Genomic DNA, 23,380 nt, shown 5'->3' with positions numbered 1-23,380 from the left:
TAGATGTTCCCTGACACACGATGCCGACCCCGGGCCGGGCGCGGCTGCGGCTGGACAGCCGGTTGGTGAAGGCGCTGTGGGATTCGTTCACACCGCCTGCTGGAGGTCGGCTCGCAGTGCCTGGCCGAGCCAGGTGTAGTCGTCGGCGTGGGAGGGGCGCGGCTGGTGTCCCCTGACGACGGCGATGAGCTGCCGGTACCGCTCGGCCCCTGCGGCCAGGCCCGCCTCCAGGCACTGCAGGAGATTGCGCCGGTCAGCGTCACCGAACAGCTCGGTCAGCACGGCGGAAGCCTCCGGCGTGTCGGGGGCCACCCCCTTTTCACGGATTGCGCCGACGACCTGCACCACCTGTCCGGCGAACCAGATGGAGCCGCCCGAGCCCCGTCCGGGTGCACTCAGCTCCAGCATGGTTCGCATCCGGGAGCGGAAGCCCTGATCCTGGATCAGTTCGGCCAACTCCAGCCACGCGTCCACCTGCTCCGCTGTTGGGCTGTCGGGGAGTTCGAGCGGAGAGCGCGCCAGCCGCTCGCCGATGCCTGGAGCGACCGCCAGTCCGTCGGCCACCTCCGTCTGGAAGTCTTCGATGATTTTCCTGCGCTCGTCGACCGAGAGTCGTGCCAGCTTGTTCATCATCGCTGTCTCCTGGGCGGTGGAACCGCGTTTCGTAACGGTGGCCAGCACGGCCCGGTTGATTTTCAGGGCGTGGATCCGGGCGTCGAGAGCGTCGACGTGCGCCGCAGCGACGTCCGCGATCGTTGCCTCGCTTCTCAGGACCTGGCTGATCGCGTCAAGGCCGAGCCCCAGCTCCCGCAGGGTGCGGACGAGCTCAAGACGGGCGATGGCCTCCGCTCCATAGAGCCGGTAGCCACCTTCGGAGCGTTGTTCGGGCGGCAGCACGCCGATATCCGACCAGTAGCGGATGGTGTGGACGGCGACATCAGTACGTTCGGCGAGCTGCCCGATGGTGAGCCGGCCGAGGAATTCGTCCTTCATGTGACGAGTCTGAAGCCTCAAGCCACTTGAGACTCAAGGACCACTTCAAGTTCTTGCCGCACTCCCCCGGAATCCGGCGGTCGGCCGGAACGCGTCTGGGCGCTACTTGGGCGAGTTCCACCAGGCGGAGCCGGCGGCGCGGATCGTGTTGGTGCCGCAGTGCACCTCGCCGCCGAAGACGTGGTGGGTGCGCCAGTCGTTCAGGTAGCGCACCCGCATGCCGACCGTGGCGTACGCCTTGGTCACCGCCTCGGCGAGGATGTCCTTGCCGGCCACGACCGGGCCCCACTGCTTGGGGGCGAGGTACTTGTGGGGGGGGCGAGTACGACCCCGTTGATGGCTCCGGGGTAGTAGGCGGCGAGCTTTAGGGCCCGGCCGACGGCTCACCCTGTCCGGGGAAGCCTGCGAAGCGCTCGAACATCGCCGGGGTCTTCACGATCTCGGCGTCCGTGACGCCGGTCTCGCGCTTCAGCAGCCCCAGGTTCTCCTTGATCTTCCGGGCGGCGTAGGCGTTGTCCTTGAGCAACTTCTTGTTGGACAGGCCCCGAACATGGGTGGGAGCTGCCGCCATGTGCAACCAGATGTGGCAACGAACAGAATCGCGGCCAGGACTCCGCGATCGTCAACCCTCGGACGTCCACCGCCCTGCGGACGCACCGGCGCCTCGGGCATCACTCGAAGGAAGAGCTCCCATAACCTGTCTGGCACCAGCTGCCGCACCAAATCCATGCCATGACAACGAGGACCCCGGCCAACCGTCGCCAGAAGGAGTGCTCGATGCTGGCACGAACGATTCCCGGCGAGCATCTTCAAGGGGCATGACCGTCATGACTGACTACCTACAGGCCCTCTTCGCCATGCTCGGCCCTGGAGAGGATCGCTACGCCGACCCCGCGGCCTGGCTCAGCCTGGAGGAGGAACTCGGCAGGACGTTTCCGGCGGACTACAAACAGATCGTCGACGCCTATGCGCCAGTGCAGATCAACGGACACCTCACCCTGTCCCACCCTGCGTCAAGCTGGTGGAACCTGGGCGAGGAGATCCGCTCGACGTCGGAAGTCTGGGCCGACAGCAAATGGGAGTCCTACATCACTGAGCCGGACGACGATCCTCGCGTCTTCTGCCAGCTTCCCCAGCTCAGCTTCGGAACCGCCGAAGGCCTCATACCCATCGCCGCTACTGATCAAGGAGCTGCGGTCTTCGTAGCCTCGTCGGTCCACGGGTTCTCCGACGGTGTGGTGGTTCAAGGGGCAGAGGGCGACTGGGTCGGACACCCCATGACATTCGCCGAGTGGCTGTACCGCTACCTCATCGGTGAGGAGATGGCCGGCTGGGACAGCACAGTCTTCTACCCCGGCCCCGTGTGGCTGGAGTACCCACCTGCAGGACCAGGTCAACCCACACGCGAGGCGTACGGCCCTGACCGCGGAATGTGACTCACGCACCAACTGAGCCCATCGGATCCCCTGCGGCGACGCCCGTTCCGAGCGGAAAATGGGTGTGGTTGCTGCCTGTTGACGCCGTCTTGTCTGTGACCTTCGAGGTCGTAACTGAGCCGGGCGCGGGGAGCCAGTCATCGGGCGCCTTCAGTGTCGCTTCGAGCACGCGGATGAGATTCCTCCACCAGCCCTTTGGCTCCCACAGGTGGCAGCCGTCCGGGAGTTGAGGGAGGGCCGTGGTGCTGGAAGAGACGCAGGACACCGAGGAGATCATCGAGCGGGTTGCCGCGCTGGACATCGGCAAGGCCGAGGTCGTGTGCTGCACCCGGGTGCCCCGTGAAGGGTCCCCGGGGAGGCGCATGCAGGAGGTCGTGACCTACCCGACCATGACCCGATCCCTGCTGGGCATGTGCGACCACCTGCGCTGCCTGGGGGTGACCCGGGTGGTCATGGAGGCCACGTCCGACTACTGGCGGTCGGCGTTCTACCTCCTGGAGGCGGCCGGCTTCGAGGTGTGGCTGGTCAACGCCCGCGACGTCAAGCACCTGCCGGACCGGCCCAAGACCGACAAGCTCGACGCGGTCTGGCTCGCCAAGATCGCTGAACGGCAGATGATCCGCCCCAGCTTCGTCCCGCCGCGCGAGATCCGCGCGCTGCGGGACCTGACCCGCTACCGCACCGACCTGGTGGCAGCACGCACCAGCGAGAAGCAGCGCGTGGAGAAGCTTCTGGAGGACGCCCAGATCAAGGTCACCGCGGTGGCCACCGACGTCTTCGGCCCCTCCGGACGGGACATGCTCGCCGCGCTGATCGCCGGCGAGCGTGACCCCAAGGTGCTGGCCCAGTATGCCCGCCGCCGCCTGCGCGCCAAACTCGCCGAGCTGGAGGAGGCGTTCACCGGCCACTTCACCGACCACCACGCATTCCTGCTCACCAAGATGCTCGGCCGCATCGACGCCATCAACACCGACATCGCCGCGATCGACGCCCGGATCGGCGCGGAGGTCACCCCCTACGCCGACGCGATCGCCCGGCTCAGCAAGATCCCCAGTATCAGTCCGATCGCCGCCCACGTGATCATCGCCGAGATCGGCCTGGACATGACCCGCTTCCCCACCGCCGCCCACCTCGCCTCATGGGCGAAGTTCGCCCCCGGCGTCAAGGAATCCGCGGGGAAGAAGAAGGGCCGGGGCACCACCGGCCACGGCAACTCCTACCTGGCCCGCGTGCTGGGCAACTGCGCCACCGCCGCCGGAAAGACCGACACCTTCCTCGGCGAGCGTTACCGGCGCATCGGCCGCCGTCGCGGCAAGAAGAAGGCCCTGGTCGCGGTCGGCCGCTCGCTCCTGGTGGTCATCTGGCACCTGCTCTCGACCCCGGACACCCGCTTCCAGGACCTGGGCTCCGACTACTACGACACCCGCATCGACCCCGACCGCCGCAAGCGCAACCACATCCGCCAGCTCGAAGCCCTCGGCTTCACCGTCACCCTCGCACCCGCCGCATGACAGAGACCCAGTCCACCCGTCGGCACTTCGCCACGGGCTGATGACGCGCGCCTTCCGGTCCCTCCAGTTTCGGATGAGACGACGTCTTAAACCGGTACGTCGGCTTGGTGATACCGGCCTTGCGCACCTCCTTGGCGAACTCTCGCGTGAACTTCCGCTGGTTGGGGCCCTGGCGGCTTCCGTCCACGACCACCAGCGCCTGCTCCGGTCGCTGCAGGTGGTGCTGGGTCAGGAGCGGGGCGGCGCGCAGCATCACCTCGTCCGCCCGTCCAGGCCGAGCCGGAGCCCGGCGCGCAGTTCGGCGGCGGTGACGCGGGTGCCGGTGGTGACGTAGGTCCAGGTGTCGCCGCGCTTGAGGAACAGCCGCAGCCCTCCTCGGTCGGGACATAGGTGATGTCGCCGCGCCAGCGGCTGTCGACGCCGGCTGGGTCGGGACCGAACTGCCGCAAGATGAGGTCGGGCCGGGTGGCTGCGCGAGGGTCGGGGGTGGTGGTCAGGTGCCGTCGTCTGCGGTAGCGGCCCTCCAGGCCGCCGCCCGCATCAGTCTGGCGATGCGGCAGCGTCCTCAGACAGCACCCTTGCTTTTCAGCACGGCGTGGATGCGTGGAGCGCCGTAGGTGCCGCGCGACTTGGCGTGGGCCTCGGTGATCTGCCCGGTCAGCTCGGCGTCACGAACCGCCCGCGGACCGGGCTTGCCGGTGCGGCGTGCAGAGAAGGCGGTTCTGGAGACCTTGAGCAGTTCACACGCGCGCTTGACGTTGTGACCGTCTCGCTTCTCCGCCTCGATGAACGGGTGCACCGTCACCGGGTCTCCTCCGCGAAGAAAGCCGTGGCCCGCTTGAGGATGTCGACGTCCTCGCGCAGTCGGCGGTTCTCCCGCCGCAGCGCGGCCAGCTCCTCGCGTTCACTGCTCGTCAGGCCGTCGCGTTCGCCCGCGGCGACCTCGGCCTGGCTGACCCACAGCCGCACCGCGGTCTCGGTCAGGTCAAAGCCCTTCGCGATCTGGCCGACCGAGCGGTCACCACGCCGGCACAGCTCGACGATCTCGGCCTTGAACTCCGGCGTGAACGAACGGCGAGGCCGAGGCTTCTTCTTCCCCATGCTCTCCATGATGGACATCCTTCCGGGGCGGAGCCCCTGATCTCGGATGTCCGTCTAAGCGGATCAAGCCCACCTGATCTGCAACCGGGCGTGAACGCTTTCACCGGTTCTGTGGCGCGGGGGCGTTGTCCGGCAGTGCGGGGTTGGAGCGCTGACACCGCCTCACCCCCCTGTCCGGGCGGGTGACGGCGGCTGGCGGGGGCGCGGCGACCGTGGCAAGGTCAGCGTAATCGTGAATATGCCGTGGGTGAGAGGGAGTTCGTGGACACGCAAGTGTGGGACGCACTGGTCGCATCGATGAAGAACGCGTACGCCGCGGGCCTGGGCGAGGGTGCGGTGCCCCGCCCGGTCATCATGCCGTTGGTGCGCGGCGAACTGGTCGGCCTGATCTGGGTACGCCCCCTCAAGGCCGGCAAGGACGCACTCACCGGCATTGCCGCGCTCTCGAACATCGCCGCGGCGGCCGGCGCCGACGAAATCGTCCTTGCCTGGGAGACCCACGACGTCGCCACCGCCTGCCGGCTGCCCCTCGTCGACCCGGCGCCGTGCCTGAACATGGTGCACGCGACGAAGGACGGCCACGTCCTGCACCAACTCCCCTACACCGAGCAGTCATCCCTGGCCCAAGCCCCCGAAGGCCCGGCCGTGGTGGGACCCCGGTGGCTTCCTGCCCTCGAGCCCCAGCCAGGCGGCGAGTTGGTCCCGCCGATCCAGGCCGCCGTCAACTACTCCTTCACACCGCTCGAGCTGGACCACCCCTCCCCCTTTGGTGTCACGGTCGTCCTGATGGAAGAGGACGGCTACAGCGTGCGTCTGACCGAGACGTTCGCCCGCTGACCCGGCGCAGGCGTCGGACACCAGGTGCCCGCCAGGCCCTGAGGATGAGACGCGGAACCGGATCCGGGCGGCAGAGGAGCCGTCAACCGGCACGTAGTTGTAATGGTGTTGCGGGAGACCCCGAGGAGCTTCGCGATCGAGGTGACGGTGGTCTCCGGTCGTGCGAGCAGGTCGCGGGCGTGACGTACCTGTCGCAACCGTCGAGCCAACGGTTCAGCCTTCTGTCGGTGCAACCCTCTCCGTGGCCGGGGTGGGTTGCGGCAGGCGCGGCGCGGGCCAGGCCGGGTCCCACCGCCAGCTGGCCCATGCGTCGGCGTCCGCGAAGGGGCCGGAGCGTTCCTCGAGCATCGCGAGGACCTTGGCGCGGGCGGTGTCCACGGCCTGGTGCTCGGTGTCGGTGACGATGCCGAGACGTCGCACGTGCGCGTACTCGTCCAGGTCTTTCCACTGCCATCGGCTGAGGTCTGGATCGATGAGGAGGTCCACGGTGAGGTCGAAGGTGTCGAACCCGTCCTGCGTACGTCGGGTGGGGTGCTCGAAGTTCACGTACCAGTTCCGCAGCCGGCGCCCGCTGTCGGTGGGGACGAAGAAGGCGTTGACGCTGAACCACATGCCGGGCGGCTTCCACAGCAGCAGCTCGGTCTCCTGCCACACGCCGGGCGCGAGCTCCCACTGGCCCGTCGCCATCGCGTCGAACGCCTCGGTGCGCACCGAGCGGTCGCCGTCGGCGCGGGCCTTGGCGTACAGGGCGGGCCAGCGGGCCTCCGCTCCGGGCGCGCAGGCGGTCACCAGCGCCGCTTCGGTGTCGGCGACGACCCGCAGGGCCTGCTCGCTCCACACCCGCCCGGCGCGTTGCACGTCGCGCCGTACGACCGTCTGCCCTGCCTCGAATCTGCGCACCGGCTTCTCTTCCGTCCCGGCCGGGATGCCCGATACCGGACAGCAGCTCAGCGCCGACCCGGGCGCCTGGGCAAGCCCCCGCGCGGGAGAGCTTGCCCAGGCCGCCTTCGCTCACCGGCCGAAGCGGCGACGGCGAGCTGTTGGTGCAGGCATGGTCATGGCTTCCGCCTTGTGCACGATGAGGTTGATCGCGCCGTGCGAGCGCTCGACATGCCCGTCGAGCAGCACAGCGGGGGCCTCGATCACGGTGCGTCCGTAGTGGTCCCAGACGGGGGGTGCGAAGACCAGGTTGATCATGCCGGTTTCGTCTTCGAGTGCGCCGAAGGCGACGCCGCGCGCGGTGGGCGGGCGCTGCAGGTATTTGGCGAGTCCGCCGAGCCGGACCCGGGTCTGGTCGGCGGACAGGTGGCTGCGCGGGGAAGGCGCCGGCCACCCACTGGGGCGGTGCGTCGGTGCTCGCCAAAGCCGTCGAACGCCCCGGCTGCGGCGAGGTGTTCCATCAGCCGCGCGGGCAGTCGGGTGCGGCGGGCGACGTCCTCCAGATCCTGGAAGGGCCGCTCGGCGCTGGCGGTAACGATCGTCCGGGCGGCGTCCTCGCTGAGACCGGTGACGCTGGTCAGGCCGCGCCGGATGGCGGGCTGCCCGGAGGGGTTGGCCGGATCGGGGACGAGGGTGGCGTGTACGTCGGAGGCCTGGATGTCGACGCCGTGCACGGTGATGCCACGGCGTTTCGCGTCCTGGATGAGGGTCTGGGAGTCGTAGAAGCCCATGGGCAGATTTGCCATGATCCCGGCGAGCAGTGCGGCCGGGTAGTGGTGTTTGATCCAGGCGCTGGCGTAGATGATGCCGGCCATCGACTGGGCGTGGGACTGCGGGAAACCGTAGTCGCTGAAGGCCTCGATCATGTGGGTGATGCGCTCGGCGGCCGCGGTGGGAATGCCCTTGCGGGCCATGCCGTCCAGGAGGCGGCCGCGCAGTTCGGCGACCTTTTCGGGGGCGTGTTTGGCTGCCATCGCCTTGCGCAGCCGGTCCGCCTCCCCCGGAGAGAACCCGGCGCAGTCGATCGCCAGCATCATGGCCTGTTCCTGCCACAGGGCAACCCCCCATGGTCGCTTCCAGGGCGCGCTGGGCGAGCGGGTGCGGGTAGGTCACCGGCTCTTCGCCGCGGCGGCAGCGCAGCAGCGGGTGTTTGGAGCCGGCCTGGATGGGGCCCGGCCGGATGATGGAGGCGGCGATGGCGAGGTCGTCGAAGGTCTCGGGCCGCAGCTGGGGCAGGGTCGAGACCTGGGCCCTGGACTCGACTTGGAAGACGCCGATCGTGTCGCCGCGCGCGATGATGCGATAGACGTCCGGATTATCCTGCGGGATCGAGGCGAGATCGAGGTGCACACCGTGGTGTTCGGCGATCAGGTCGCACGCGGTGTGCAGGGCGGACAGCATTCCGAGGCCGAGCAGATCGATCTTGATCAGGCCTGCTGCGGCCACATCGTCCTTGTCGCCCTGCAGGACCGAGCGGCCTTCGGCGGTGGCCCACTCCACGGCATGATCTCGCCGATGGGCTGCCGGGTGAGGACCATGCCCCCGGAGTGCACGCCCAAGTGCCGTGGCAGTTTGTGGAGTTGGGCGGCGAGTTCGCGTACGTCGGCGGGCACGTCGGCGTCCGGTGCCGGGGGCTCGTGGTGGTGGATGTGCCGGGTCATCTCGCGGATACGGCCGATGGGATAGCCCAGCGCCCGCCCAGCCTCCTGTACGGCCAGCCGCGGCCGCATCGTGATCACGTTGGCGACCTGGGCGGCATGCCGGCGGCCGTAGCGCTGGTTGACGTCGCCTTTACCGACTCTCCGAGTGTTCCGGTCGGCCCTGACCTGTGATGATGCGTCACGTAGGTGTTCATGACGAGCAAAGTCCGTCCCCTCTCACGCCAGCTGCTCTAATGTCGCCGACGCTGGATGGGGTGTGGTCTTCATGAGACTGCCTGTTGTCCTCAAGCTCTGCGGATGGCTGCGAGGTAAGAACGGCATCGCAGGACGACCAGGCAGGCTGGCTGAGCAGGGGGTGAAAGCGGGTGAACAAGGCGAGGAGTTCGCCTCCTCGCTGTTCCCGGAAGGACGGGTCGATGCAGGCGAGGTCGAGTTCGTTGGCGGCCGTGAGCTCGGCGATGTCGTGACGCCGTTGAGGTTCGGGGAGGCCGGCGTGATCGGTGAACCGGTCATGGACGTAGCCATCGGCATCCGTCAGTGCTGAATAGGTGGCTTTCCGGTCGCACGAGCCGTAGAGATCCACGATGGCTTCGGCCTCGGCTCCGATCACCGCCGCGAGTTCGGCACGGCGGTCCAGGGACAGCAGCGCGGTGGGGAAGCCGTCGGTTCCGTAGTACGCGTGGCACAGGCCCGCGAGCCGGAGGGCGGGGCGGGCGCCCCACGCCGCGAGCTGTTCCTGGACGCGCTGGAGGTGCGCGAGGAGGCTCCGGGATGGACGAGCTCCGCCGCACCGAGATCGCGCAGGAAAGCAACGGCCTGAGCGGATGCGGAGGGTAAGACAGACACGGGCGGGCCCCTTCCGTCGCTCGGATCGGCACCTGTCCGTGCCTTCGCCTGGAGCCCGGACCGCGCGAAGACGCCGGACGGGTTGCCGTTGCCTCGATGTGCGCCCTTGGCCTCGCGCTTTCACACCCCGCCTCGGTCTGGACGGCAGCCGTCGAGCTCGGTGACGAGATCCGCGACTGCGCTTTTCGAGTGCCGGAAACGACATGGCAAGGGCCAGTGGCGGGCGGACACCGCCACTGGCCCTTCCGGTGAATCGCTGTTGGTCAGCGCAGGCGGTCCTTGGCCTTGTAGTAGGCGCCGCCGAATGGCAGGAACCAGGCGGTGCCGTTGTAGAAGGGGACGGGAACCTTGGGGAAGCCAAGGTCACGCAGGGGGTTGGCCTCCGGCTTGCCGTCCATCATCTCGGCGACCGCCCGGCCCATGTAGGTGGCCATCTGGACTCCATGGCCGCAGTACCCCATGGAGTAGTACAGGCCCTTGGCCCCCTGTGCCTCACCCGCGTGCGGGAGGCGGTCCCAGGAGAAGCCGACCATGCCGCCCCAGACGTAGTCGACCCGGACGCCCGCCAGTTGCGGGAAGATCTCCGTCATCTCCCGCTTCAGGACGTCCCCGCTCTTCGCGTCGGAGGCCGGGTTGGAGGGCGCGAAGCGGGCCCGGCCACCGAAGGCGAGGCGGTTGTCGGGGGTGAGGCGGATGTAGTGGCCGACGTTCTTGGAGTCGACCACCAGGCGCCCGTTGGGAATGATGTCGCGAGCGCGCGCCTCGCCGAGCGGTTCGGTGACGATGATGAAGCTGCCGACGTTGATCAACCGCTTCCGGAACCAGGGCAGCGCCTTGTCGGTGTAGGCGTCGGTGGCCGCCATGACCTGCTTGGCGCGGATGGTGCCGTGCATGGTCTCGACGAGGAAGCCGCCGCCGGGGGTCCTCGTCAGGCCCGTGGCGGCGTTCCGTTCGTGGATCTCCGCACCGGCGTGTTCCGCGGCCTCGGCCAGGCCATGGACGAACTTGCCCACATGCAGGGCCGCGCCGAGCGGGTCGAGCAGCGCGCCGTGGTAGTAGTCGGAGCCGAGTTCGGCGCGCAGTTCACTCTTGGTCAGCAATACCGTGTCGTGGCCGAAGTTCTCGGCCAGATCGCGCTGCTTGGCCCGCATGGCGTCGAAGTGCTGGGGTTTGAAGGCGACGCCGAGGCGCCCGGCACGGTGGAAGTCGCAGTCGATCTTCTCCCTGACCGCGAGCTCCTCGACGAGGTCCACCGCATCGCGGAACGCATCGTAGATCTCGCGGGCGCGCTCCATCCCGTAGCGCTTGCGGGCCTCGACCGGGCTGATGGTGATGCCGGGGTTGCAGTGGCTGCCGTTGCGTCCGGAGGCTCCCGAGCCGACCTTGTCCTTCTCGACGAGGACGACCCGGGCGCCCTTGCGGGCGGCGTGGTAAGCGGTGGACAGTCCGGTGAGGCCGCCGCCGATGACCACCACGTCGGCCTCGTCCGGCAGGTCCTTTCCGGACCGGTCGGGCAGTGCGGGAGCAGTGTCGAGCCAGTAGGGGATCTGCTTCATGGCGTGCGTCCTTTGCGTTCTCTATCCTGTGTCGCCGTGTCGCCGGTCGCCGTGGGGTCAGCAGCCGAGCAGGGCCGGCAAGCCGGACAGGTCGGGCAGCTCGTCGTAGGGCTGGTAGTCGGCGCTGCCGCTGTGGAATTCGTAGCGGTTGATCCACACGCGGCGAGCGAGGCCGAGGTCGCGGGTGGGGATGAGGTCGTACTCCCAGCCCTGGGCGACGTGGATGACCTGCGACGGCTCGACGCCCATGGTCTGGAAGGCGTACTCGAAGGCCTGGCGGTCCGGCTTGTAGGCGCCGGCCTGCTGGGCGGTGATGACATGGTCGAACTCGACGCCGATGTTGGCCAGGTTCTGGGCGATGAGGTCGTCGTCCGTGTTGGAGATGATGGCGATCTCGTACCGGGACTTCAGCGCCCGCAGGGCGGCCGGGACCTCGGGGTGGGGGCCGAAGGTGGGCACGGCCGCGACCAGGGCCTCGCCGTCGGACTTCCGGTACTCCAGGCCGTGCAGACGCATGGCTGCCTCCAAGCTGGAGGGCAGCACCTCGCGGAAGGGGCGGTAGGCCTCCAGGACGGCCTGGAACCGCATGACGCGGAAGTCGTCGAGGAACTCGTCGACGTTCAGGCCGTCCAGGTCCAGCCGGTCGGCCAGGACCTTCAGGGTAGTGGGGCCGAGCTGGAAGTCGACCAGGGTGCCGTAGGCATCGAAGGTGACGATCTGACGCATGGCGTTCAACCTCTTTTCGGGCGTATCGGACACCCCGTTCACTGGGAGTCACGATCTCGTCGAGTGCGGCCAGGTCCGCCGCATCGGGGTTCAGGAGGCTGCCGCGGCGTTGGCGGCGACCTTGGGCATGGGGTGAGGTGGTGCCCGAGGGGCCGCCGCTGGAGGACGAGCCCCCGGACAGGGCCGGGGACGGTGAAAGCTGATCAGGTAGTCGGCGGCAGCACCATTACTGCTCCGAGTGCGATGAGCCTTTCTCCAACCCGAGGTGATGCGTCAGTGAAGCACCGTGGACAATCCGGCAACAAGGGACGTGAGGCCGCGAGATCGACCGCGTATTTTGTGCCTGTGCACAATTTCCTGTCAGGAACCTGGTGCGGTTCCCGCCCGAACCGGCTGAGTCTCTGAGCGGCACCGCGAGCGGCTCCAGCACGAACTGCCGCCGCTTCGCGCTGCCGCCCGGCGGCGTGACCGGGCTGTCTGGCCGCCAAGACTGCCGTCCTCATGAAGGGCATGTGGCCTCTGACCGCGGCACTGCGGCTCCGGCTCTCGCGGTCCCCGGCCGGTTGCCGCAACCCGTCCAGCGATCGGTGGATCAGGACACCGTCGCCCGGAAGCGGGCGCCCGCGTCCGTCTCCAGCCAAGCCAGGGCCAGGACCAGCCGGGCGGCGTCGTTCGGTCTGGACAGCTTCAGCCCGGTCGCCTCTTCCGCGGCCTGCAGGCGATTGCCCACCGTGTTCCGGTGACGGTAGGTGCGTGCGGCCACCTCAGCGACCGAGCCCAGGTCGAGGTACCAGCGCAGGGTCTCGACGATGTTGTCGCGGTCGCGCAGCTCGAGGAGTGGGCGCAGCACGCCGGTGGCCATCGCACCGGTGAGCTCCTCCTGCGCCGACATGATCGCCCCGACCCAGTGGCCCTCCACGTGCCGCACTCCGGGCTGCGCGGAGCTGCGGATCGCGGCCCGTGCGAACCGGATGCCCCGTGCCGTCAGCGCCAGCCCGGGGACTTCCGCTACGCCGCAGCGCCACGGAGCGAACGGCCGGAGCATGGCAAGCGTGGTCTCTTGATCGCACCGTCCGTGACGGATGATGCCGAGGAGCTCGTCGCCCATCCATCCGAAGTGACGCAGCAGGTCGCCCCGACGCAGCGCATCGTCGACCTGGGACAGAGCCGGGTCCCCGGTAGGAACGGATTCGACCACGACCACGGTCAGGGCGACGTGCTCGGAGAAGCCCAGCAACGTCGAGGCCTCGGCGACCGTGGAGGGATCCTGCTCCCCTTCCAGGACAAGGCGGCTGAAGGCGCGGTTGCGCACCTCCGTACGACGGCTCGCCAGGTCGCGCTCGGTGCGGCGGTAGGCGTCGACGACCTCGACGCTGTTGGCGTCCGTCGCCTCCCAGACGCGGATCAACCCGTCGAGGAAGTCGGGATCGGCGCTGATGCCACGTGCTCGCCCCTCCGCGAGCACGGCCTCCCACAGGGTCCTGAGGTCCAGCTGGAAGGAGTGCATCAGAGCGGTCAGGGGAAACGCCTGTTCCGCTCGCTCGCGTCCCACGTCCTCGGTGGCGCGCGAGACCGTCCGGGGCACGGGACCGCCGGCCAGCCGGGTCAGGGCGAGTTCGAGGGTTCGCCGCATCCCCTCCCGTTTCTGCACCGGGTCCCAGTCCGCCGAGGCGTAGGCGGCCTCCTCGGCTTCCAGCTGTTCGAGAGCACGAGAGGTCAGTTCGTCGAGTCGTTCCTCGAGGAGCTGGCGCGCGATCGCCTGCACGGCGTCGTGGCGGGCCCCACCCTGGCGGCGTCCCGGGCCGCTCACGAGGACCGCCCCTCGCGACGACAGCCGTCACCGGACGGATACGGGGCCGTCTCCGGGAAATGCCGCTGACATGCCGGTGGGGCTCCCTGACAGAAATTGTGCACAGGCACAAAATACAGGGCCGATGTCGCGGCCTCGCGTCCCTTGTTGCCGGATTCTCCGCGGTGTTTCACTGACGCATCACCTCAGGCTGGAGAGGGCTCGTGAATGACCACCCACTTGGAGCAGACATGGCGCTTCCGTAAGCACCTGATCCCCAGTCCGTCACCTTGAGTAGGCGCTGCTGAGAGGCACCGCGTCCCTCGAGTCAGTCTCAGCCTTCCGCTACAGGGCCCACCAGGACCGCGATGACCAAGGCGGCCGAGCCAACCGGTTCGCCAGGCAGAGCGGGATCGAGATCACCCAGGACTCCCCCAGAGACTACGCCGGGCTCAAGGCGAGGGTCGACGACCAGAACGTCACCTGGGAGGTCATGACGGCCGCCGCGTGAGCTGATGACCGGTCTCGATGAACGCTCCGTCCTTGACGGACGGCCCACCTCGGACCTGATCGCCGACCAGGTGTTGAAGCGCGTCCTGGCCCGGGCCCAGCAGCCGTGGTGATGGGGCATCGAAGTACCGAACGGGGGAGTTCGCCTGGACCTGCCGGTCGCCGACGTGGTCGAGATCTCTGCAGCCCGTGAAGTGATCGAGACCACAGCCGCGGCCGCCGGCCCGCCTCCGCCCAGGAACCGCATCAATCGGACCGTCCGGGAGCCGACTGACACCGTCGGGCAAAGGTCCGGCACGGGTGGTGGCGGGGGACCGGCCACGAACCGAGCGTCGTGACACAGGCCCACGGTGAGTGATGAGCGACCTGACGACGAGAGAGAGAACGCACCGATGACCTCAGCGACCACCACCGGCCAGGACGGAACGGCCATCCCCGGTCACACCGGCCAACTGCCGGGCTCGCTCCTCGATCACGTGCTGCGGCAGTCCTTCGGACTCCAGGGATATGTCCAGCACCCACTGGGAGGGGAGGTCGACCAGAACGTCCGGATCACCGGCGACGACGGCATGCGCTACTTCGTACGGGTCACCCGCGCGAAGCCGGACTCAGCCGACGTCCTCTGGCAGAACTCACTCCTCCAGCATCTGGCCTCCACCGTTCCCGACCTTCCGGTGCCACGACTGGTCCCGACACGCGATGGGAAGTACCTTGCCAGCGTCGTCCACGAGGGCCGAACGCACGTGGTCCGCGTGATGAGCTGGCTTGAGGGCCGAGTCCTGGTGGATCTCGACGACCACCCCGCGGCGCTTCTGCGTCAGCTGGGAGAAGCCGCTGGGCGGCTGAGCCTCGGACTCTCCAGCATGGAGCCACCGGTGGGCTTGGAACCGCACGACTGGGACATGCGCCGGGCCGCTGAGATCGTCGAGGCGTCGCTGCACGCTGTACAGGACGCGGACCGGCGGGAATCGGTGCGCACGATCATGGGCTGGTACGACGATCTCCTGCCGGCATTGGACCGACTGCCGCGGAGCGTCCTACACCAGGATCTCAACGACGCCAACGTTCTGGCCGACGCCGACGAGGACGGGGTGCTGCGGATCTCGGGCATCGTCGACCTGGGCGACTCGCTCTACAGCGTGCGCGCGGCAGAGGTGGCGATCGCGGCGGGCTACGCCATGGTCCGCAAGGCCGACCCGCTCACCGCGGCGGCCGAAGTCGTGGCCGGCTTCCACTCGGTGCTCCCCCTCACGGCGGAGGAACTGGCGGCTGTCTATCCGTTGGCGACCGCCCGGCTGTGCATGAACGCCGTGACGTGGACGCGCCGGGTCGCCGAGAGCGACACTCCGTACGGGCGGACCCGCGTGCAACACACCTGGCCGGCGATCGCGCAGGTGGCCGAGGTCTGCCCTGACGTCGCCGAGGCGACGTTCCGGGTCGCCTGTGGACTCCCCCGGACGCCGGAGCAGGGGGGCTTGGAAGAGGTCTTGGCAGAGGCGGCCCGAGACGGTGCCCCGCACACACCGGCCCCGCAGCTGCTCGACCTGCGACCGGCAAGTGATCTCTACGACGAAGTCGACTGGCACGAAGCGAGGGCGGTGCGCGCGAGCATCGACGACGCCCTCGACGGACGGCGGCAGCGAGGCTACGTGCCCCACCTCAGCGCCTCCCTGCTCCTGGGGGGCCGGCGCCGCCCAGGAGCCGACGAGCTCGCGACCGTTCAGGTCGGCGGCATGCTGATCGTGGCAGACGCCGAAGAGGTTGCCAGCCCGCTGTCCGGCGTCGTCGAGGCCCACGGTGGCCCCGGAATGCCGTTGGTGCTGCGACATGCGGTCGAGGGGCTGGAGTTCTGGACCTGCTGGTGGGGACTCGACGACACGCCGCCCGTTGCGGCGAGAGTCCCGGCCGGGGCGCCGTTGGGACGCGCCAACGCGAGCGATGAGACGGACTCGCTCGGGCCCCGCGTCCAGGTACAGGTCCACCGCACCGCACGGATGGCCACGTGGCCGCCGCCTCGTGTCGTGCCGCCCTCCGCACGGCAGGTGTGGAGCCACCTGTCACCCGACCCCGCCCGGCTCTTCGGGTTCACCGAATCCCCCGCCGCGGTCCCCACCATTGACGACGTCGTCTCAGTGCGCCGTCGCCACATCGCTCGCTCCCAGCGCAACTACTACCGCACCCCGATGAACCTCGTGCGTGGGCGGGACGTGTGGTTCCACGACGAGGACGGCCTGGCCTATCTGGACTCGCTGAACAACGTCACCCACGTCGGCCATGCCGAGCCACGGGTGACGGCCGCCGCCACCCGGCAGCTGCGCAAGCTCAACACCAACAGCCGTTTCGTCTACCCGCAGATCGCCAGTTACGTGCAGAAGCTGGTAGCGACGCTGCCCGACCCGCTCGAGGTCGTCTTCCTCGTGTGCACGGGCAGCGAGGCAAACGACCTGGCGCTGCGGATCGCCCGCCAGGTGACAGGCCGTCAGCACATCGTCAACATCGACGGCGCATACCACGGCAACACCGGCGTGGTGACCGGGATCAGCCCGAACCGTTACAAGGGCCCCGGCGGCGCCGGTGCACCCGCCACCACCCACGAGGTCGTCATCCCGGACCGCTACCGCAGCACCTACGGGTACGACGACGCGGACGCCGGAGTCAAGTACGCGCGCGACGCCGCGGCTGTCATCGAGCGGATCTCGGCCGACGGCCGACTCCCAGCGGCCTTCATCGCCGAGTCCCTGATGGGATCGGGCGGGAACATCGTGTTCCCCGACGGCTACCTCGATGGCGTGTTCACTGCTGCCAGGCGGGCGGGCGCCCTGTGCATCTCCGACGAGGTCCAGGTCGGCGTCGGACGACTCGGGCCCTGGTGGGGTTTCGAGCTCCAGGGGGTGGTCCCAGACATCGTCACGATGGGCAAGCCGCTCGGGAACGGGCATCCCCTCGCGGCGCTGGTCACGACTCGGGAGATCGCCGACGCGTTCGACACGGGCATGAAGTACTTCAACACCTTCGGCGGCAACCCGGTCTCCTGCGCGATCGGCGAGGCCGTGCTCGACATCGTCGAGCAGGACGGGCTGAGGGTGAACGCCGTGAGCGTGGGCGGGTACTTCGCCCAGTCGCTGCGCGAGCTCCAGCAGCACCAACCGCTCATCGGTGACGTGCGGGCAGAAGGGCTCTACCTCGGCGTCGAACTGGTCCGCGACCGCACGACCAAAGTGCCGGCCACGGAGCAGGCCTTCATGGTCACCGAGCTCATGAAGGAGCGAGGCGTCATCGTCTTCCCCAATGGCGTGCACGACAACGTATTGAAGATCAAACCGCCCATGACCTTCCGTCGTGAGCATGTGGATGTCTACGTCGACGCGCTGGACGAGGTCCTGTCCCTGCCCGAGCTGCGGTCGGCCGTTCAGTCCTGAGACGGGCAACCGTCCACTGAGGCAATGAACGAGACCGGCCCGCGAAACGCGAGAAGTGCCCTGTGGCCGGCTTCTCCGGCCAGGGCTTCAAGCTCTCGCCCGCCCTGGGCGACATCGCCGCCGACCTCGCCCTTCAGGGCCGCACCGCCCAGCCGACCGACTTCACCACCACAAACGGCCGCACCGCGGCCTGAGCTAGAAAGAGGAACGACATGACCCTGACCATCGGCCCGCTGAAGGCTGAGCCCGGCCAGAAGACCCGCGGGGTTCTGCCCGCCGACCTCGGCTCGACGACGGCGGAGGTTCCCCTGATCCTCGTCAACGGCTCCCGTCCCGGTCCCAGGGTGGTGATCACCGGTGGCGTCCACGGCGGCGAGTTCATCGGCGTCGACGCCGCCACCCGCCTGGCCGGGCTGCTGGAACCGGACGATGTCGCCGGCCAGCTGGTGATCTGCCCCGTGGCCAACCCGCCGGCCGTTTACGGGGGCAGGCTCAACATCTCCCCGCTGGACGGCGTCAACATCAACCGCGTCTTCCCCGGCGACAAGGACGGCGGCCCCACCGACCGGATGGCGGCCTGGCTGTTCGAGAACCTGATCGACGACGCCGACGCCTACGTGGACCTGCACAGCGGCGGCATCGACCAGCATCTGCTCGACTTCGTCGGTTACCGCCTGACCGGCGACGACGAGCTGGACGCGAAGAACAGGGGAATGGCCCACGCGGTCGGATACGAGCGGGTCATCTTCGGCACCAGCCCGGACGGCGGGAACAGCCATGCCGCGGCGAACCGGCAGGGTGTCCCCGCGATCCTCGTCGAGACCGGAAAGCTCGGCGACCGCGACCCCGCCACCGTGCGCAGGCTGGTCGACGCCCTGTACCGGATCCTGCACCACCTCGGTGTCATCGAGGCGTCGGAGCACGTCAAGCCGGCGACCGTGCAGCCGCGCGACTGGATCTGGACGGGCGAGGTCGCGTCCCAGGTCACCGGCCTGTGGTACCCGGACGCGGTCACCGGTGACGAGGTGACCGAGGGACAGACCATCGGCCGCATCATCGACCCGATCGACGGCGCCGAGCACAAGGTCGCCGCCACTGCCACCGGAACGATCATCTACGGCATGAACGGGCTCTCCGTCCGCCCCGGCACGGAGCTCGCCGCCATCGCCACCCCCCATGACTGACGGGCCTCATGCCCGCCCACTGATTCACTCCCCTACCCCACCGAGCTGGCCCCATTGCGCTACTTCCAGGAGATGTGTCATGACGCGCCGCCGGCCAGGTGCACGTTACGGGGCTTCGACGCCGAGACCGGCGACGAACTACCGAGCGGTCTGATCGCTGCCCGCTCTCGCCTACGGAACCAGCCGAGCGAGCGAGGCGGCCTGGTCGTAGGCGAGGAGGTCGGGGCTGGTCCGGAGTGTTCGTCATGACTGGCCCCCTTCGAGGAGTTGGGCTTCGAGGTCGGCGATGCGCTTCTCGGCGAACCGCAGGTTGGAGCAGGCGCCTTCGAGTCGTTCCTGGAGTGAGCGGTGCTCTCGCGTCATCTGGTCCAGGCGGCGCTTGAGTGACGCGTTCTCGGTGCGGAGGGCTGGGGGAGTCTGCGGGGGCGCGCTGTTCGACGTCTCGGAGCTGGCCCATCCGCGAGTTGGCCCACGACATCCAGGACGTCGTCGGGGAGGTCCAGGCCCGCCGCGGCGTGGGTGAGCATCCGGTAGGCCGGGTTCCAGACTCCGAGGACGGTCGACGTCTCGCAGCACAGCCAGCCCTTGCGGGCGTAGCGGTGGGAGTAGGGCGTGTACGGGACGTCGGGGTATTCCAGGCAGACTGCGATGAGGTCCGGGCCGTGGTCGTCGCCGGGCCGGGGGTGGGAGCGCTCGATGAACGGGCCGACCCTCAGCGCGACATTCCTGGTTGCAGCGCGGCGTCCATGGCTGCGGAGCCTCGCGGGCGGCGAGCAGGGCGGGAAGAACTCATCGGTCTGTCGTCGACAGGCCCGCCGCCGGCAGCCGACGTTCCTCCGAGTCCTTTGGCACCCACAGCCCGAACCGGCTCTCCAACTGCTCCAGAACCTGCGTCGGGTTCATGCGCTCATCCGACGGCCAGCCGAGCGCCAACGGCTCGGCCCCGTCGTCGTACGCCGGAAGAAGGGGGTCGAAGGACGGCAGGACACGCCCGTCCACCGCGTACCCCAGCCGCTGTACGGCGTTCACGTCCCGGCTGGCGGCGATGACGCGGGTGCCCCGGGAGAGCGTGGGCAGGTAGGTCACGGCGGAGACGTACGATACGGAGGCCTGGATCGCGAAGGACCAGCCCTCGATTGAGCCGGCCCGGATCACGGCGTTCGTCGAAGGGCGCAGGAAGCCCAGTTCCTCCACGGCCTCCACATCCAGATCCTCCAGGTGGTCGAGATCGAACGGCTCGTCCGCCGCGTTGCGGGTCTCGATCTCCTCGGCCTCGAGCCGGGTGAGCGGGCAGACGGACTCGCGCCGGGCGCCGAGGCGTTCGAGAACCTCCCCCGGTGTGAGGTCCTCGCAGAAGACGAGGCTGTAGCCGTCAGGGTATGCCTCGTTCACCCAGCGGAGTCCGTCCGTCATTCCGTCACCTCGTCAGCACAGTCCTCCACATCCTGGACGCCTTCGTCGCCACGATGGAAGCCAGCTGCCCGGTTGACAGGCAGCGCCTGCTGAATGGGCAGCTTCGCCGCTAGCTTCTCCAAGCCCGTCCCACGCATCCGTGAGCCGCCCCGGCCGCCGCTCACTGGCCGGGTGGCTCCCCAAGCAGCGAATGCCGTCGCACCATCGACGGCCGCAACCACCAGCCCGGCTCCGCCGCATCTGCGTCCTTGACAGGGGGCAGGGAACAAGGGTGCTGCGCGAAGTCAGTGCGAGCCGTCCAGTCGCATGAGGACGGAGTACGCGGACTCGGCCCGGCGAGCCGGTGTGGCTTCTGGGTGTGCGTGGTCGAGGAAGCTCTGGGTCCCGCCGTGGTGGAGAACTCGGCCGCTGTCCATGAGCGTGATGGTCTCGGCTTCGTCGGCCAGGTCGGTGATGTCGTGCGTCGACATGAGCACGGGGGTCTTCGCCGCGATCTCCCGCAGCACGTCACGGAAGACCGTGCGCTGGTGAGGGTCGAGCCCGGCCGTCGGTTCGTCCAGCAGGATGACGCGTGCGTCGTGGGCAAGCGCGCAGGCGATGCCGACACGGCGGAGTTGTCCCCCGGAGAGCCTGGCCGTCTTTCGCCCGGTCTGCTCGGCGAGGCCGACCTGGTCGAGGGCGGCTTGGGCGCGCTCCCAGGCACGGGAGCGGCTCTCACCCTTCAGCCAGGCGACGTATGCCACGTACTCGCGGGCGGTCAACTGCCGTGAGCTGGGCACCCGTTGAGGTAGCCAGGCCACGTGGCGGCGGTATTCACGGCTGGCGGAGGTGAGGTCCGAGTCGCTGAACCGGACATTGCCCGCCTTCGGCTCGATCGTGCCGGCGAGAAGAGCCATCATGGTGGACTTGCCCGCACCGTTGGGGCCGAGCAGGATCGTCAGGCCCTGCCCGGGGACCTCGTAGGTGAGGCGGGAGAGGACAGGGCGAATCCAGCGGTGATAGCTGAAGGTGACGCGGTCGAGCAGCAGAGTCATCGGTCGGTCCTTGGTGCGAAGCAGGTGAGGGAGAGAATCCCGGCCAGAAAGACAACGGCAGCGCCTACGGCGGCATGTGCGACTCGGGCTTCCTCCGTGACGATCACCCAGGGGTAGGGGTCATTGCGGCTCCGACCCCCGAGGAACATGGAGTGAATCATCCAGAAGACGGGGAGCAGGGTCGCGCGGTGTCCGAGCAGCGGCCAGACGCCCAGGGCGAGTCCGCAGAAGAGCAGGTTGTTGCGCGCCGCTGTCCACATCACATCCGGGCCCAGCGGAGACATCGCCATGGCCACCGCCGTCACCAGGAGTGCGAAGCCGGACACCAGCGCGATATCCCTGGCGTCGAGTCGACGGACGGCAGACCGCTCCACGGAGGGCAGCCGCCTTTCGAGGCAGACGATCAGGGCGACGCAGGGAATGAGGCTAAGGAAGTTGCTGAGCTCCGTCGGTATCGCGTAATTCCCGAGGAGCGCGGGGAAAACGAGGACCACATCCAGGGTGAGCCCGACGCCCAGGACGAAAGCCAACAGGGCACCGGGCAGCAGTCCCAGGGCTCCCCGCTGGCGCAGCCACCAGGTCATGTTCAGCGACCTGCCCGGCAGGCATACCGAAGCCGCTCGGCGTACCAGGTCTTCTGCTCCTGCGTTGGAAGCCTGTTCACTCTGGTCATCTCGGCGAGGAGCTGTCCCCTGCTCTGCCCTTGGCTGAACTCCTGGGTCTCGCGGGACAGCCAGGCGAGGTACTCACTCTCCACACCCGTGGTCCGGGCGGCCCAGAGGGTGTTGAAGTGCAGAGTGTTCCAGTCCGGTTTCTCGCAGGGCATTCCGACGACGGCAATGGCGATGTTCTCCCGGAGGGCCTTGTCCGCGTTGCCGGGTACGAGGCCGAGTGTCCAGTGCTCTCCCTTGGTGTCGGGTTGCTGGACATCGGCCACGGTGAGGTCGGTGATACGGGTGGGCTTCTCATCGATGATGCCCTTGGCCCGCAATCGGCCTGTCATCCGGTCGAGTTCGGCCTGAATCTCCTTGATGTGTTCGGAGCCGGCTGACGGTAGACAAACCTCAGGTGTGTCCCCCTCACAGGTGACCGGGGCCAGGCCTTTGGCGGCTGGCGCGATCGAATGCCAGTCCTTGGTGATGCTGTATGCACCGAGCAGGCCACTGACCGCGATCGCAAGGGCCGCGGCGACAGAGGCGCCGCGGATGCGCCGGGGCCCCGCGAGTACCACGCAGGCAAGTGCCAGACAAACCGTCGGCAGGACTGCGGCTGCCGTCATGGACAGCGAGTACGCCTCACCGAACCCCACCCAGGCGATGGACCCGCTGACATGGTGCGCCCAGTTGCTGTCTGTCCCCAGCGGGGAGCTGATCCCGACGAAGATCGTCACGGATACGAGCGGCGCGGCGTACAGCGCATGGAGTCGGCGCCCGATGGCAAATCCGATGACAGCGTGCGCGGTGAGCAGGACGACGACGATCGCCATGAGTTGCAGCACATACAGGTCGGGAAGGACTCCGACCACCCACAGCCCACCCGCCGTGACACCGGCGGTGAGGACGGACAGGGACAGTACGGCGATGAGGATGGGCTGGACCGCGATTCGCCAAGTGGCGCGTGCGGCACCCAACTCCCAGGTGCCCAGGGCTCGAAGTCGTGTCGCCTCCACCGCGGCCAGGCCTGCCACAGCCGCGGCGGCCATCGGGACCGGGGCATGCACGGCATACGACGCGGCCTGTGCGGGCCAAGGCACGGCAATGAGCCGCTCGATGTTCCGGGTACTCGTAAGGAAGACGAAAGAGAAGAAAAGGCCAATCACCGGGAAGGCCAGGACGGCTGGATGCGTGCGAAGAGCAGAGGAGAAGCGCATGAACCCTCGTAGGGAGAACAAATCCGGGCCACCGCACCGCTGTGCGGCGGCAAGGCAGGATTAGTCAGCCAGGGTCGTGTCTACACTGACTTTGTCGGCGGCACCTGTGCAAGCCCCGCACCCCGAACCGAGCTTGGTGACCTCAAGGTAGTGTCGTAAGGCAGATTGGACTGGGTGGCTGTGCTGGTGTACCCAGCCCCCTTGAAGCAGTTGGTGAGCGTCGACGTGTCATGCTTCTTGTCGTAGCCCCAGTCGATCTGCTGCCACAGTGCCACATCGACACTGTTCGTAGTTCCCGCCTGGCCACAGCCGGTGAAGTGGAACTCGTTGTACTCCTGATCGACCCACTGCTGTGAAGTGGTCCCCTGGACCAAGCTGAAAGGAGACTTGCTCCAGTTGGCCCAAGCTCCCGTAGCGGTGGCGATCGTGAATGCGGCGGCAGTCCCGCGACAACACAGAACTTAGAAGCCGTATCTCAACCGAACCTGATCCCTTGATTTCTGCTGGTCAGGCATGGCTTCGCTCGGGTTGAGGGAGGCATGGCGACGTCTTGTG

25 protein-coding genes and 3 pseudogenes are annotated in these 23,380 nt (G+C 68.3%); 7 read left to right on the top strand and 21 right to left on the bottom strand.

The annotated features are described in order from the left end of the window. Positions 1–87 precede the first annotated feature (87 nt). The 4 genes and pseudogenes from ACFYO0_RS45025 to ACFYO0_RS45010 all read right to left on the bottom strand — a co-directional run. A complete protein-coding gene (locus ACFYO0_RS45025) occupies positions 88–993 on the bottom strand; it encodes a MerR family transcriptional regulator (protein ID WP_388687855.1) in 906 nt (301 codons plus the stop codon). A 102-nt stretch (positions 994–1,095) separates the two neighbouring features. Further along, positions 1,096–1,269 (bottom strand): protein-arginine deiminase family protein, encoded by a 174-nt coding sequence (locus ACFYO0_RS45020; protein ID WP_388687852.1) that lies wholly within the window; start codon positions 1,267–1,269, stop codon positions 1,096–1,098. An 88-nt stretch (positions 1,270–1,357) separates the two neighbouring features. Next, positions 1,358–1,564 carry a protein-arginine deiminase family protein gene (locus ACFYO0_RS45015; protein ID WP_388687849.1) on the bottom strand — a complete coding sequence of 69 codons (207 nt, stop codon included), beginning with the start codon at positions 1,562–1,564 and terminating at the stop codon, positions 1,358–1,360. Next, positions 1,504–1,722: pseudogene (locus tag ACFYO0_RS45010) on the bottom strand (transposase); the annotation flags it as partial. The pseudogene ACFYO0_RS45010 and the gene ACFYO0_RS45015, both read right to left, overlap by 61 nt. A 98-nt stretch (positions 1,723–1,820) precedes the next feature. On the opposite strand from ACFYO0_RS45010, the gene ACFYO0_RS45005 reads away from it, so the two are divergent. Together ACFYO0_RS45005 and ACFYO0_RS45000 are read left to right on the top strand one after the other, a co-directional pair. Then, positions 1,821–2,429 (top strand): hypothetical protein, encoded by a 609-nt coding sequence (locus ACFYO0_RS45005; protein ID WP_388687846.1) that lies wholly within the window; start codon positions 1,821–1,823, stop codon positions 2,427–2,429. 242 nt (positions 2,430–2,671) lie between these two features. Then, positions 2,672–3,940 carry an IS110 family transposase gene (locus tag ACFYO0_RS45000; RefSeq protein ID WP_388687843.1) on the top strand — a complete coding sequence of 423 codons (1,269 nt, stop codon included), beginning with the start codon at positions 2,672–2,674 and terminating at the stop codon, positions 3,938–3,940. On the opposite strand, the gene ACFYO0_RS44995 is transcribed toward ACFYO0_RS45000, so the two are convergent. The 3 genes from ACFYO0_RS44995 to ACFYO0_RS44985 form a co-directional block, all read right to left on the bottom strand. Beyond that, positions 3,918–4,193: a hypothetical protein gene (locus ACFYO0_RS44995; RefSeq protein ID WP_388687841.1), complete on the bottom strand. Its 276-nt coding sequence runs from the start codon at positions 4,191–4,193 to the stop codon at positions 3,918–3,920. The two genes, ACFYO0_RS45000 and ACFYO0_RS44995, sit on opposite strands and share 23 nt — an antisense overlap. A 312-nt stretch (positions 4,194–4,505) precedes the next feature. Further along, complete coding sequence (locus ACFYO0_RS44990) at positions 4,506–4,745, bottom strand: IS3 family transposase (RefSeq protein WP_388687838.1); 240 nt, start codon at positions 4,743–4,745, stop codon at positions 4,506–4,508. Continuing rightward, the gene (locus ACFYO0_RS44985) at positions 4,742–5,050 is read right to left on the bottom strand and encodes a transposase (protein ID WP_388687835.1); all 309 of its coding nucleotides are present in this window, start codon (positions 5,048–5,050) and stop codon (positions 4,742–4,744) included. The genes ACFYO0_RS44990 and ACFYO0_RS44985 overlap by 4 nt, the downstream gene beginning before the upstream one ends. A gap of 252 nt (positions 5,051–5,302) precedes the next feature. Here ACFYO0_RS44985 and ACFYO0_RS44980 point away from each other — a divergent pair, with 252 nt between their 5' ends. Continuing rightward, positions 5,303–5,878 carry a hypothetical protein gene (locus tag ACFYO0_RS44980; protein WP_388687833.1) on the top strand — a complete coding sequence of 192 codons (576 nt, stop codon included), beginning with the start codon at positions 5,303–5,305 and terminating at the stop codon, positions 5,876–5,878. Positions 5,879–6,091: 213 nt separating this feature from the next. On the opposite strand, the gene ACFYO0_RS44975 is transcribed toward ACFYO0_RS44980, so the two are convergent. The 9 genes and pseudogenes from ACFYO0_RS44975 to ACFYO0_RS44935 form a co-directional block, all read right to left on the bottom strand. Beyond that, on the bottom strand, positions 6,092–6,778 hold the full coding sequence (locus ACFYO0_RS44975; protein WP_388687830.1) for a DUF402 domain-containing protein: 687 nt from the start codon (positions 6,776–6,778) through the stop codon (positions 6,092–6,094). A gap of 111 nt (positions 6,779–6,889) precedes the next feature. Then, the gene (locus tag ACFYO0_RS44970) at positions 6,890–7,075 is read right to left on the bottom strand and encodes a hypothetical protein (RefSeq protein WP_388687976.1); all 186 of its coding nucleotides are present in this window, start codon (positions 7,073–7,075) and stop codon (positions 6,890–6,892) included. Then, complete coding sequence (locus tag ACFYO0_RS44965; protein ID WP_388687827.1) at positions 7,072–7,854, bottom strand: hypothetical protein; 783 nt, start codon at positions 7,852–7,854, stop codon at positions 7,072–7,074. The genes ACFYO0_RS44970 and ACFYO0_RS44965 overlap by 4 nt, the downstream gene beginning before the upstream one ends. 88 nt (positions 7,855–7,942) lie before the next feature. Beyond that, positions 7,943–8,218 (bottom strand): annotated as a pseudogene (locus ACFYO0_RS44960) (hypothetical protein); the annotation flags it as partial. Between the two features lie 26 nt (positions 8,219–8,244). After that, positions 8,245–8,547 (bottom strand): hypothetical protein, encoded by a 303-nt coding sequence (locus ACFYO0_RS44955; protein WP_388687969.1) that lies wholly within the window; start codon positions 8,545–8,547, stop codon positions 8,245–8,247. 121 nt (positions 8,548–8,668) lie between these two features. Continuing rightward, positions 8,669–9,088: a hypothetical protein gene (locus tag ACFYO0_RS44950; protein WP_388687974.1), complete on the bottom strand. Its 420-nt coding sequence runs from the start codon at positions 9,086–9,088 to the stop codon at positions 8,669–8,671. A 6-nt stretch (positions 9,089–9,094) separates the two neighbouring features. After that, positions 9,095–9,529, bottom strand: a pseudogene (locus ACFYO0_RS44945) (DUF6817 domain-containing protein); the annotation flags it as partial. A gap of 58 nt (positions 9,530–9,587) precedes the next feature. Further along, the gene (locus ACFYO0_RS44940; RefSeq protein ID WP_388687825.1) at positions 9,588–10,880 is read right to left on the bottom strand and encodes an NAD(P)/FAD-dependent oxidoreductase; all 1,293 of its coding nucleotides are present in this window, start codon (positions 10,878–10,880) and stop codon (positions 9,588–9,590) included. Between the two features lie 57 nt (positions 10,881–10,937). After that, positions 10,938–11,606: a haloacid dehalogenase type II gene (locus ACFYO0_RS44935; RefSeq protein WP_388687823.1), complete on the bottom strand. Its 669-nt coding sequence runs from the start codon at positions 11,604–11,606 to the stop codon at positions 10,938–10,940. Between ACFYO0_RS44935 and ACFYO0_RS44930 the strand changes: the two genes are divergently transcribed. Continuing rightward, positions 11,605–11,742 carry a hypothetical protein gene (locus ACFYO0_RS44930; protein WP_388687821.1) on the top strand — a complete coding sequence of 46 codons (138 nt, stop codon included), beginning with the start codon at positions 11,605–11,607 and terminating at the stop codon, positions 11,740–11,742. The two genes, ACFYO0_RS44935 and ACFYO0_RS44930, sit on opposite strands and share 2 nt — an antisense overlap. Positions 11,743–12,198: 456 nt before the next feature. On the opposite strand, the gene ACFYO0_RS44925 is transcribed toward ACFYO0_RS44930, so the two are convergent. Then, positions 12,199–13,416, bottom strand: coding sequence for a PucR family transcriptional regulator (locus tag ACFYO0_RS44925; protein WP_388687819.1), 1,218 nt, complete (start codon positions 13,414–13,416; stop codon positions 12,199–12,201). 881 nt (positions 13,417–14,297) lie between these two features. Here ACFYO0_RS44925 and ACFYO0_RS44920 point away from each other — a divergent pair. The 3 genes from ACFYO0_RS44920 (at position 14,298) to ACFYO0_RS44910 (ending at position 18,508) form a co-directional block, all read left to right on the top strand. Next, positions 14,298–17,324, top strand: a complete 3,027-nt coding sequence (locus ACFYO0_RS44920) for an aminotransferase class III-fold pyridoxal phosphate-dependent enzyme (RefSeq protein WP_388687817.1) — start codon at positions 14,298–14,300, stop codon at positions 17,322–17,324. Positions 17,325–17,386: 62 nt separating this feature from the next. After that, on the top strand, positions 17,387–17,518 hold the full coding sequence (locus tag ACFYO0_RS44915) for a hypothetical protein (RefSeq protein ID WP_388687815.1): 132 nt from the start codon (positions 17,387–17,389) through the stop codon (positions 17,516–17,518). Between the two features lie 18 nt (positions 17,519–17,536). After that, positions 17,537–18,508: a succinylglutamate desuccinylase/aspartoacylase family protein gene (locus ACFYO0_RS44910; protein ID WP_388687813.1), complete on the top strand. Its 972-nt coding sequence runs from the start codon at positions 17,537–17,539 to the stop codon at positions 18,506–18,508. Between the two features lie 789 nt (positions 18,509–19,297). Here ACFYO0_RS44910 and ACFYO0_RS44905 read toward each other — a convergent pair. From ACFYO0_RS44905 to ACFYO0_RS44890, 4 genes are all read right to left on the bottom strand, one after another. After that, complete coding sequence (locus tag ACFYO0_RS44905; protein ID WP_388687811.1) at positions 19,298–19,921, bottom strand: DUF6461 domain-containing protein; 624 nt, start codon at positions 19,919–19,921, stop codon at positions 19,298–19,300. A 284-nt stretch (positions 19,922–20,205) separates the two neighbouring features. Beyond that, entirely contained in the window at positions 20,206–20,955 is a 750-nt protein-coding gene (locus ACFYO0_RS44900; protein ID WP_388687810.1) for an ATP-binding cassette domain-containing protein, read from the bottom strand. Continuing rightward, the gene (locus ACFYO0_RS44895) at positions 20,952–21,539 is read right to left on the bottom strand and encodes a hypothetical protein (RefSeq protein WP_388687808.1); all 588 of its coding nucleotides are present in this window, start codon (positions 21,537–21,539) and stop codon (positions 20,952–20,954) included. The genes ACFYO0_RS44900 and ACFYO0_RS44895 overlap by 4 nt, the downstream gene beginning before the upstream one ends. A gap of 2 nt (positions 21,540–21,541) precedes the next feature. After that, positions 21,542–22,825, bottom strand: coding sequence for a magnesium transporter (locus ACFYO0_RS44890; RefSeq protein WP_388687806.1), 1,284 nt, complete (start codon positions 22,823–22,825; stop codon positions 21,542–21,544). Positions 22,826–23,380: the final 555 nt, after the last annotated feature.

Source organism: Streptomyces sp. NPDC006365 (assembly GCF_042870755.1).
Taxonomy (GTDB): domain Bacteria; phylum Actinomycetota; class Actinomycetes; order Streptomycetales; family Streptomycetaceae; genus Streptomyces; species Streptomyces xiangluensis.
Note: the sequence above shows the minus strand (reverse complement) of the source record. Positions and strands in the feature narration are given on the sequence as shown.